General features: G+C 36.5%; 10 protein-coding genes and 1 pseudogene. 3 read left to right on the forward strand and 8 right to left on the reverse strand.

The annotated features are described in order from the left end of the window. Positions 1-86 precede the first annotated feature (86 nt). From ACFFIX_RS16195 to ACFFIX_RS16215, 5 genes are all read right to left on the reverse strand, one after another. Positions 87-788 carry an AraC family transcriptional regulator gene (locus ACFFIX_RS16195; protein WP_378935772.1) on the reverse strand — a complete coding sequence of 234 codons (702 nt, stop codon included), beginning with the start codon at positions 786-788 and terminating at the stop codon, positions 87-89. 279 nt (positions 789-1,067) lie between these two features. Beyond that, positions 1,068-2,036, reverse strand: a complete 969-nt coding sequence (locus ACFFIX_RS16200; protein ID WP_378935774.1) for a DnaD domain protein — start codon at positions 2,034-2,036, stop codon at positions 1,068-1,070. A 432-nt stretch (positions 2,037-2,468) separates the two neighbouring features. After that, a complete protein-coding gene (locus ACFFIX_RS16205) occupies positions 2,469-3,353 on the reverse strand; it encodes a DMT family transporter (RefSeq protein WP_378935776.1) in 885 nt (294 codons plus the stop codon). A gap of 515 nt (positions 3,354-3,868) precedes the next feature. Further along, positions 3,869-4,390: an NUDIX hydrolase gene (locus tag ACFFIX_RS16210; RefSeq protein ID WP_378935778.1), complete on the reverse strand. Its 522-nt coding sequence runs from the start codon at positions 4,388-4,390 to the stop codon at positions 3,869-3,871. 338 nt (positions 4,391-4,728) lie between these two features. Next, on the reverse strand, positions 4,729-5,691 hold the full coding sequence (locus tag ACFFIX_RS16215; protein ID WP_378935780.1) for a helix-turn-helix transcriptional regulator: 963 nt from the start codon (positions 5,689-5,691) through the stop codon (positions 4,729-4,731). A 111-nt stretch (positions 5,692-5,802) separates the two neighbouring features. On the opposite strand from ACFFIX_RS16215, the gene ACFFIX_RS16220 reads away from it, so the two are divergent. The 3 genes from ACFFIX_RS16220 to ACFFIX_RS16230 all read left to right on the forward strand — a co-directional run bounded on the left by ACFFIX_RS16220 (position 5,803) and on the right by ACFFIX_RS16230 (position 7,326). Continuing rightward, the gene (locus tag ACFFIX_RS16220) at positions 5,803-6,282 is read left to right on the forward strand and encodes a GyrI-like domain-containing protein (protein ID WP_378935782.1); all 480 of its coding nucleotides are present in this window, start codon (positions 5,803-5,805) and stop codon (positions 6,280-6,282) included. A gap of 88 nt (positions 6,283-6,370) precedes the next feature. Then, a complete protein-coding gene (locus tag ACFFIX_RS16225; RefSeq protein ID WP_378935784.1) occupies positions 6,371-6,793 on the forward strand; it encodes a DoxX family protein in 423 nt (140 codons plus the stop codon). A 68-nt stretch (positions 6,794-6,861) separates the two neighbouring features. Further along, entirely contained in the window at positions 6,862-7,326 is a 465-nt protein-coding gene (locus tag ACFFIX_RS16230; RefSeq protein WP_378935785.1) for a DUF8821 family protein, read from the forward strand. A gap of 308 nt (positions 7,327-7,634) precedes the next feature. On the opposite strand, the gene ACFFIX_RS16235 is transcribed toward ACFFIX_RS16230, so the two are convergent. The 3 genes and pseudogenes from ACFFIX_RS16235 to ACFFIX_RS16245 form a co-directional block, all read right to left on the reverse strand. After that, positions 7,635-8,345, reverse strand: a complete 711-nt coding sequence (locus ACFFIX_RS16235; protein ID WP_378935787.1) for an ABC transporter ATP-binding protein — start codon at positions 8,343-8,345, stop codon at positions 7,635-7,637. Next, the gene (locus tag ACFFIX_RS16240; protein ID WP_378935788.1) at positions 8,338-9,111 is read right to left on the reverse strand and encodes an ABC transporter ATP-binding protein; all 774 of its coding nucleotides are present in this window, start codon (positions 9,109-9,111) and stop codon (positions 8,338-8,340) included. The genes ACFFIX_RS16235 and ACFFIX_RS16240 overlap by 8 nt, the downstream gene beginning before the upstream one ends. Next, positions 9,083-9,361, reverse strand: a pseudogene (locus tag ACFFIX_RS16245) (branched-chain amino acid ABC transporter permease); the annotation flags it as partial. The pseudogene ACFFIX_RS16245 and the gene ACFFIX_RS16240, both read right to left, overlap by 29 nt. Positions 9,362-9,457 lie beyond the last annotated feature (96 nt).

Here is a 9,457-nt window from a genome sequence, read left to right on the forward strand (position 1 = left end):
ACCTCCAGAAAAAAAAATAAAAAGAATGTTCAAACTTATAATAGAAAATTTCTTGTGAATTTTCTTTACCAAGTTTAATATCCTTTTTATCCATTATTAAGATTTCTATATTTTTGTGGAGATATTCCCTCACAACTAACAAACCACCTTGTAAACGATGAAGAATTCTCAAAACCTAATTCCTCACTAATCTTCGACATGGACCATTCTGTTCCAATTACTAGATGTCTAGCCTCTCTCAAACGAAGTTCAGATATATAAATTTTTGGGCTTTTCCCGGTTTTTTTCTTAAACCATGCTGAATAATATACTGGATGGTAATGTTCTATTTTTGCTAAAGTTTCTAATCTAATTGGCTCCTTATAATGATTATGAATATAGTCAATAGAAGGAGGTTTAGAGATTTGAAGTTTGTTGGTCACATATCTAGTCAAATCTACCAAGGAGGATATGTTCTCGTTACTCTTCGCCTCTTCCAATAGCAAATAACGGATAGAAGCCCATTGTTTATCCAACCGCAAATACATGCTGCTTGTATCTTTTGGTAAATATTGCGTTGAAATATCTAAGATCAAAAATTCATTCCTGTCTATTGATCGATAGTTATGATCAAACCTTGGAGGAAGATAAAAACAGTAATCTGAGTTAAGATTTATCTCTTGCCACTTCGTTTGTATATCTAAGGAGCCTTGTAATGGAAATAGAAATTGGCCAAACTCATGTTGGTGAGATTTAAACTCCCTAGAATAGGACCTTTTCTCACAAGTTACTTGGTTGACACTTTCCATTTTACTCCCCCCTTAATCTTACTTTAAGATATATTATAATTCTAAACAAAGATGTAATAAAGAATTTAAATAAAGAGGGAGCAAGCATTGATTTAAATCTTGTTAATAAGAAGCGCCTGGTCACCGCCCGAAGTTTGTCGATTTATTTTCGACAAATTTTGGGTAGTGAGGCATGGGATCTTTAGTACTTCCCAGTTGTACAGCTTGAATGACGGTATCCCCTGAGTATGCACTCCGCCATCATCAAGCATCCTGATAACGCTTTTTAAGTAATTCTCATCAGTCTTCACCTGCCGTTAAATTAAGTTCAAATCCACTTGGAATCGATCTACCAGCCGGAAACGATTCGGTTATTTGCTTTTGCTTTGATACAGGCTTTTGGTTATCATGGTAGAAATCAATATCTTCAACAGTCAATAACGATTCATTTTCCCAGTTTTTTAAGATCCCAACAACATAGTTCAGCTTTCTCTTGTTATTGGCACAGGCAATCGTCATCGCTTTTAACAGCACATCTTTCGGCTGTAAAAAGCTAGAATAATCTAACCAAGATAACAGCTGCTGTTTACCATTCAGATTTGAAAAACCAAATCCATTGTTGTCCCAAAACTCAACAATTTCTTTCACATCTTTCGTTTTTTGATTTTGTGATTGATTCTCTTTATCTGGATTGATCTCTATATTGGGGTTAAAAGCTTTTTGTTGTTGTTTTTCTTTTTCTTTTTCTTTTTCTTTTTCTTTTTGTCCACGTATCGTAGAACGATGCAGCAACGTATCGTCAAATTCTTCACATTCATTATCTAGATATGGATCATTTTCATTTTCAGGCTCACAAAAAGATTCATAGAGGCTACGAATTTCCGGTTTTTGAATAGTTTCCGAAACATACCGAATAAGCGAGGTATCCTCGACTTCTTTTAATTCGGATAAAATACAATCCATGACCGGTTTCCCACCTTTATGCAGGTTCTCTTTGCCCCAGTTTTTAATGGCGAGCTCTCTTGTTTCAGGATTGTAACAAATCAACTTGTGATGACTGATGAATCGTTCCATTAACGAATGAACACTCTCAATCGAATAACCCAAATCAAAAGCCATTTGTTTTTTCGTAATTCGATAGATTCCAATTTGAGTCGTATGTGGATTCGTAAGAAGATAAAGGTAAAAATACTTATCCTCCGGGGTCATCTCTTCTGAAACAATCGGATTCTTCCAAAAATCAGTCCGCACCATTCGATATTTTGCCATCTTCCACCACTGCCCTTCTTCTAAGGAAATTCTTTTCATAGACTATATAGGGAAAAATGAGGTAGAGAGTAGCAAATGTTCATAAAAATATTGTGAATATTTTGCAGCAGTTGTTCATCTAATCAAAACAGAACCTTCCACACTAAATGGAAAGGTGCTGTATCTGTTTTTCAGAAAAAAAACGCACTTACTTATGATACGGTTCACCGTGACTTATCTAAATGAGGTTCAATAATTAGTGGTTTTTCTATTAGAGAGGAAGCTTATATTTATTGTATTTGAAAAAGAAATCCAGTAGATAATCATCAATTTTAAAATCTGTTATGGTCTGCTCTTAACATAGTTCACTTTCTCCGTCCACTCCGAGTAAATATTTTAAATAGTTCTTCTTATATTTAGGCTATGTTAAAGTTTTTTATGATTTAGGTCTTGTTAATTCGAAAGGCTATTTAGCTTTTTTTGTTGATACGTAGATAGTACTACTCCTCCCACTATAAATAGTGATCCTAAAATTTCTGCTCCAGTTATTGGTTTGTATAGCAATATCAATCCCATTATCATTGCTACAAAAGGTTCTAAATTAGATAATATTGAAGCCTTTGAAGCATCAACATGTCTAATGTTGTTATTCCAAATCAACGTTGCTATACCGTGTACAACAACGGCAGTTCCAATCAGAAAAGACCAATCCGACATCTTAGAGCTTATTTGTAAGGGAGTGTCTAGTAAAAAAGCAAAAGGAATCGACACAATCAAGCCTACAACATTTGAATATAAAGTAATGGTAAGTGGATCTACTCTATGAGAAAGAAGTCTCGTCATAATAATCATAATGGCGAATGTTATCATCGTTATAACTATCCATAATAGACCTTTATCGATATGCAAAGAAGATATATTGCCTTTTGCTACAACAAAATAAATACCAATGATTGCCACAATAGACCCCATCAACATCTGAATGGTTAATTTTTCTTTTAAAAAGATGGCAGCTAATACGCTAGTTAAAATAGGGGTAGTTGCCAAAATTAATGCAGATGTTGTTGGATCCGCTGTTTGTAATCCTACAAAAAAAGACCATTGGTTGATAAATACACCAATAACCCCTAGAAAAAATACCGCGAGTAAATCTGATTTATTAACTCGTAATAAGTGTTTTTTGTTAAAGGATAATCCAATTAAAAATAGTACAATAAACAAAAGTCTTAGCATGGTTAACAGAGCTGGGGAAAAATCTTGGACTAATATCTTTCCAAATACAAAATTGCTTCCCCACACCATGACACAAAACGTTAGCAAAGCATATGCTTTTAACATAGTTATCACCCTTCTAACTCCAAAATGCTAACTGTCCTATTTTATACTTACTAGGACTTTTCGTATACATTTTTGATTGGATGAATGAACTCGCTAAAATGTAGGTTGGGTCATGTTTAAAGGATTAAAACTAAGGAAGAGTATAGAATGCCCTATAAGAGCACCTCTCCTTTCAAAAATTTAAGGTACTTCAAACAATAATAAAGCTGTAACATACAATTATTATTCTTAATACTTGTTTGTTACAGCTTTTTATCGCTAAAGGTTATATCTCATATCCTCTAAAAAATTATTTGTCAGCCCATTGGAAATTTTCATTTCACATACATATTTGAGAAAACCTCATTTACTTATGATAAGGTTCACCGTAAGTGGTCTAAGTGAGGTTGTTATATATTATAGATATAAACGTTGTTAACAAACTATTTTTCAGGATTTGATTATAACTCCATATTTGAATTGACGATGTCTTTAGAAGAAATAGATGAGGTAATCAATATTGGTTTATCTCTATTCTATTGCCCTTGAATGGAGCCACGCTGCTTTCGGCCATCAAATAGTAATTGAATAAGGCTTTCATAATAAGGAATAAATTCTCCGTTTTTGATCATAGTCAAAATTTCTCCCTTGCTTGCCCATTTCACGTTTTGTACCTCCTCATACTGTAAAGTGAGCATATGTAACTGCACATTTTTTTCAATTAAATAAATGTCATCAAAGCCTTTTTCAAAGTTAATTGTTAAATGAGGTCGTATTTGCTGAAAATCTAATTTCAATCCAATCTCTTCATACAATTCTCTTTGTGCTGCAGTTTGACTTGTATCCCCAGCTATTGCGCTCCCTCCCACAGTAAGATCCCACATATTTGGCCATCCCTCTTTGAAGGGTTGCCTTTGTTGAATGAGCATGTCCCCATTTGAATTAAAAATGCATACATGAATAACTAAATGATTATCACCAGGTTGAAGCTCTTCTCCACGAACCCAAGTACGATCTGTTTTATTTCGATTTATATCATACACATCCCATAATTCCATGCAGTACCTCCATTGATCAGTTAATAAGTATATTTTAATAAATCCCACTTATTTCCTAAAGCTTTATTTACAAATTATCTAACTATATAAAACTTACAAGTGTTTTTACGAAAACAATTTTTGCTAATCATTTAGATTTATGTATAAATAATCGTTTTGAAATACTACATATGAATAAACAGTTAGAACATAAGCGTACTTAGATCTAACTGTTTATTCTTAAACCACATTTAATTATGATACAGTTCTTCCGCAACGCTCTAAATAAAGTTTACCCTTTGCTTACCAAAGATGAATTTACTATAAATTCAAATTATTCATTTTTTAACTTACGCTGCTTATGGGCAGTATAGAAATAACCTCTCTTGTAAATCTTCTAAGACTTCTTCTGGCACTTCCCTGACCTTGATATCCCCACCTAAGAAAAGTAGCCAATTTGTCATTTCGGTTAATTCTTCTAAATTATTAATATTGATAAAGGTCTTTAGAATTGCTGAGGTTTGGTAAGGATTCGTATAGGAAATGGATACTTTTAAAGGATGGTATTTTTTGAACTGAGCAATCGCCTTTGGACCAAGTTCAAGGACAAGGTTGATCACTTCTTCCTGCTTACTTAGTTTTTCTAAAATCTTTTTCCTACTAACTCTTTTTTTCGTAGGGTATGGTTTTACATCGGTGAGATTGTCTACAGGAAATATCTTATTCTGTTCTTCATTTAGGTCAAAGCCTTCAATTAGCCAGACGCTTTTTTCACGATAAAGGTGCAAGAGATAAATTGGATAAGACTTGATTACCTTCTTTTCTTTGATGGTAATCCATAAATAGCTATCCAAAAGAAGGGTTTGAAAAAGTTTTTCTACCATAGGATGAGGGAGGTCTGACAGTTCAAGTAGGTCGGGATTATTGGGGTTGGTCCCTTCAAAGAGCAAAATTTGATTTAAAAGAACGAGGGTCTCTTGCTGGTTTTCTGAGATGAGACCAAGTATTTTTTCAGCTAAAGACTGACGACTCTTTAGATAGGGGAGCTGTTGATTTCTTGTGGCCATAAAAGCAATAAAAAGAGCTTTGATCTCATTATTGGTAAAGTGAACATTGGGCAGAACAGAGTTGTTCATGACAAAATAACCCCCATCCCTTCCAACCTCTGCGACAAGCGGCATCCCCATAGCTTCAATTTCTCTGATATCCCGAATAGCTGTCGAACGAGAGATGTTAAATTCTCGCATGATTTCAGAAATTGTAAATTGGGCTCGGTTGTTGATATACCGCATAATGATATTAATCCGTTCAACTTTTTTCATCGGGTCCTCCTAAACAGTGTCACTTTTTGACATGATTTAAGGCTATTATATACCTATCAAGTGAAAATACATATCATTTGATAAATTTTAAAAAAGAGGAAGGTTTTGAAAATGGCAAATTATACTTTAGAAGAAAAAGAAAGCTTTATCGTTTTAGGTTTGGGAATTGAGCTTACGAGCGATTACACAGACTATGCTGGCATAAACAAGGAAAAATCAGACTTTTGGCAGTCAGTCAAACAAGATGGACGGCTTGACATGTTAAAAGCCCTAGCCACAAATGAATACATTTTCGTCGTTAACGAAGCCGTGAATAACAAGATGATGCATTATGCTGGTGTCATGACAGAAGGAACATTACCAGAAGCAACTAGAGTTATCCAATTTCCTAAGGGAGAATACCTCGTTGTTAAAGGGGAAGCGAATACAGATGAAGAGTTGAGTAACAAGCTAACTGGCATTGCCTTTGGAGAAGCCTTGCCAGAAGCAAATAATGTTGCCTATGTTGGTGGCCCAAATACAGCTGTTGTGATGGGGCAGCGAAACGGCTTAGTATTTGGTGAAATGTGGATTCCTGTTGTTAGGAAATAAAGGGAGGTGTCTATTTAGGAGTTGATCATTCGGAAAATTTGTAACATTCAATAAATTTTCACTTAAAACAATGATTAGAAGGGATCAAATGAGTAAGGTTATTGGTGCGGAAACAACCGCGAAGTTAGAAACCCAGCTCAAAGGAAAATTGATTGCATATTGGTCAGTCACATTACTACTCGCAGGATCGATTACGTTAAGTGGTATCGGGCAACTGATGCAATTGGGGGGAAACATTGAGTTAGTGACGAATATTGGTTACCCATTATACATCACGAATATTCTCGGGACTTGGAAAATACTTGGAGTCATCGCTATCGTCGTGCCACGCTTTCCTCGACTTAAAGAATGGGCTCACGCTGGTCTCTTCTTTTTAATGACTGGTGCGGCTTTGTCTCATGCGTTTGCTAACGATTATGGTGAATACGGGTTTCATGTTATCCTTCCTCTTTCATACGCTGCACTCAATATCGCTTCATGGGCGCTGCGTCCGAAGAGCCGCAAACTATAAAGAGGGTTGGACTTTTTGGTGAAATGTGGATTCCTGTTATTAAAAAAAGATAAATGGAGGGATGGGAAATGTCCTATATAGTTGATTTTAAAAATGTGTCTACGGTTGATTTAGAGTCTTCACCTGTAGTAGAAGCGCTTGCTGGTTTACGTGCGAACGAGGCCCGTTACTTTATGAACAAATATAAGCATGAATTTACGGTTGTACCTGCTAGCGAAAGTCAGGAGACCCTTGATTATGTGAACCGAATTTTGAAAGAAGAACGTGAAATTGAGTTTGCTGCCAAACCTTTAGAGACTTCACGTTTTCAAGTGGAAAATATCAAATTTGCCTACGTCTTTTATGAGGATGGTCTTGCGATCAACGTCATGTATACGGTTGATGGCCCTAAGAAACGGGCCGTTGGTTTTAAGCTTTCTGAGGGGATGGAGGTACCAAAGGAATTAGAAGGAAAGTTTAAGTTTGCTAGGCAGAAGTCTAAACTTGCTGGAACAATTCGGGGCTCATTTTTTGTAATTAAAGGCGAATATTAAAGTCAGCAAAAGTGCATATGGAGGAATTCAACCATTTTTTGTAGTTGTGTTCAATCAGGATTTTTTTCATTTTGATAAGAAAATCCTGATTGAACAAAAAAATCAAATTCATTGCAAGAGCAAAAACAACCATTCATGTTTCAAATGTTCATCTAGTCACTCAAAAAACAAAATAGCACTTCTCCCATCAAACTTTTTCTAAAAACCTCATTTACTTATGATAAGGTTCACCGTATCATAAATAGAGGCAAAAAATGCCTGTCACCGCCCAAACATTCTGGCAATAACAGGCACTACTATCTGTATTACTAACTCGACTTCTTCCCAAGATAAGCCTCCATAATCCGCGGATCTTTAATCAACTCACTTGCCTTTCCACTAGCTACAACTTTCCCTGTTTCAAGAACATAACCATAGTCTGCAATCTTCAATGCCTGTCTTGCGTTCTGTTCAACAAGCAGAACCGTTGTCCCTGCTTGATTAATTTCTTTAATGATTTTAAAAATATCTGCGACAATTAGTGGGGCGAGTCCCATTGAGGGTTCGTCTAGCAACAGGAGTTTAGGTTTGGTAAGCAATGCCCTTGCGATGGCAAGCATTTGTTGTTGGCCACCTGACAAAGTACCTCCAAGTTGTTTTTGCCTTTCCTTCAAGATCGGAAAGCGTTCCATTTCTTTTTCAATATCCTGTTCAATTTCTTTATCTTTTCTATGATAGGCACCCATTTCTAGGTTTTCTAGAACAGTCATGTTCGATAGGATTGCCCTTCCCTCTGGAACGAGTGAGATTCCCTTGCGAACAAGCTGATCAGGTCTAAGTCCGGTCACGTCTTCTCCCATAAACTCAACTTTACCTTGCTTGGGTGTTAATAACCCTGCGATGGTTTTCATGGTGGTTGTTTTTCCAACCCCATTCGCCCCAAGAATGGTTACGATACTCCCTTGTTCCACATGAAGATCTATATTTTTTATCGCCTGAATTTTCCCATAAGATGTGGAGACTCCTGACACTTTAAGCATACATGTCTTCCTCCTCTGAACCTAGGTACGCTACAATTACCTCAGGGTTGCTTTGAATCTCTTCTGGAGTTCCTTCTGCGATTTTCACACCGAAGTTTAAGACTGCGATTCGATCACACAGTTTCATCACTAGTGGCATGTCATGTTCAATTAACAAGACGGTTATTCCTTGTTTCTGAATTTTTTTTATAAGATGGTATAAGTCATTGGTTTCGGTTTCATTCATACCTGCCGCCGGCTCATCCAACAGCAATAATTGTGGATCGCTAGCCATAGCTCTTGCAATTTCAAGTCTTCTTTGTTGCCCATACGCCAAGTTTTCTGAAGCAACGTCTCCGTAATTTTCTAATCCAACAAATGTAAGAAGTTCATTTGCCTTTGAACTAATAAACTCCTCTTCCTTTCGCTGTGATTTTGTTCGTAAAACACTGCTCCATACACCCGCATTACTACGACAATGCACACCAACCATTACATTTTCGAGTGCGGTCATCTTAGGGAACAATCGAATATTTTGAAAGGTACGGCAAATGCCCTTTTTTGTGATCGAATGGGACTTCAGTCCGTTTATTTTTCCTTCTAAAAACAAGATCTCTCCAGATGTCGGAGGGAACATCGCTGTAATCACATTAAACATCGTTGTCTTTCCAGCACCGTTAGGACCAATTAGACCAAAAATCTCACCTTTATTAATCGAAAAGGAGACATCAGACAGGGCTTGAAGTCCTCCAAAACTTTTACCTATTTTTGTGATTTGCAGAACCATCTTTGGACCTCCCTTTCGCTGCCTTACCCCACTTTTTGAACCATTGGAGCAACTGTACATCAATGATCCCTTGAGGACGGACAGCCATCATAACAATTAGGATTAAACCATAGATCATATAACGGTATTCGCTTATAAACCTTAATACCTCTGGCATGAACGTTAAAAATAAAGCTCCAAACACTGGTCCCCATACCAATTCACTGCCACCAAACACAGCAAAAATAAGAATTTCAACAGCTCGGTGATAATCGAGTAGGAGGCGCGTTACCGCGCCGACCTCTCACACCACCGTACGTACCGTTCGGTATACGGCGGTTCGAAAGTTTATGAAATTACTTTTAGT

The sequence above is a fragment of the Metabacillus herbersteinensis genome (assembly GCF_042433335.1).
GTDB lineage: Bacteria > Bacillota > Bacilli > Bacillales > Bacillaceae > Metabacillus > Metabacillus herbersteinensis.

Coding starts and splice junctions, on each gene's coding strand:
- ACFFIX_RS16195 (WP_378935772.1), bottom strand. CDS start 788: ATGGAAAGTGTCAACCAAGTAACTTGTGAGAAAAGGTCCTATTCTAGG.
- ACFFIX_RS16200 (WP_378935774.1), bottom strand. CDS start 2,036: ATGGCAAAATATCGAATGGTGCGGACTGATTTTTGGAAGAATCCGATT.
- ACFFIX_RS16205 (WP_378935776.1), bottom strand. CDS start 3,353: ATGTTAAAAGCATATGCTTTGCTAACGTTTTGTGTCATGGTGTGGGGA.
- ACFFIX_RS16210 (WP_378935778.1), bottom strand. CDS start 4,390: ATGGAATTATGGGATGTGTATGATATAAATCGAAATAAAACAGATCGT.
- ACFFIX_RS16215 (WP_378935780.1), bottom strand. CDS start 5,691: ATGAAAAAAGTTGAACGGATTAATATCATTATGCGGTATATCAACAAC.
- ACFFIX_RS16220 (WP_378935782.1), top strand. CDS start 5,803: ATGGCAAATTATACTTTAGAAGAAAAAGAAAGCTTTATCGTTTTAGGT.
- ACFFIX_RS16225 (WP_378935784.1), top strand. CDS start 6,371: ATGAGTAAGGTTATTGGTGCGGAAACAACCGCGAAGTTAGAAACCCAG.
- ACFFIX_RS16230 (WP_378935785.1), top strand. CDS start 6,862: ATGTCCTATATAGTTGATTTTAAAAATGTGTCTACGGTTGATTTAGAG.
- ACFFIX_RS16235 (WP_378935787.1), bottom strand. CDS start 8,345: ATGCTTAAAGTGTCAGGAGTCTCCACATCTTATGGGAAAATTCAGGCG.
- ACFFIX_RS16240 (WP_378935788.1), bottom strand. CDS start 9,111: ATGGTTCTGCAAATCACAAAAATAGGTAAAAGTTTTGGAGGACTTCAA.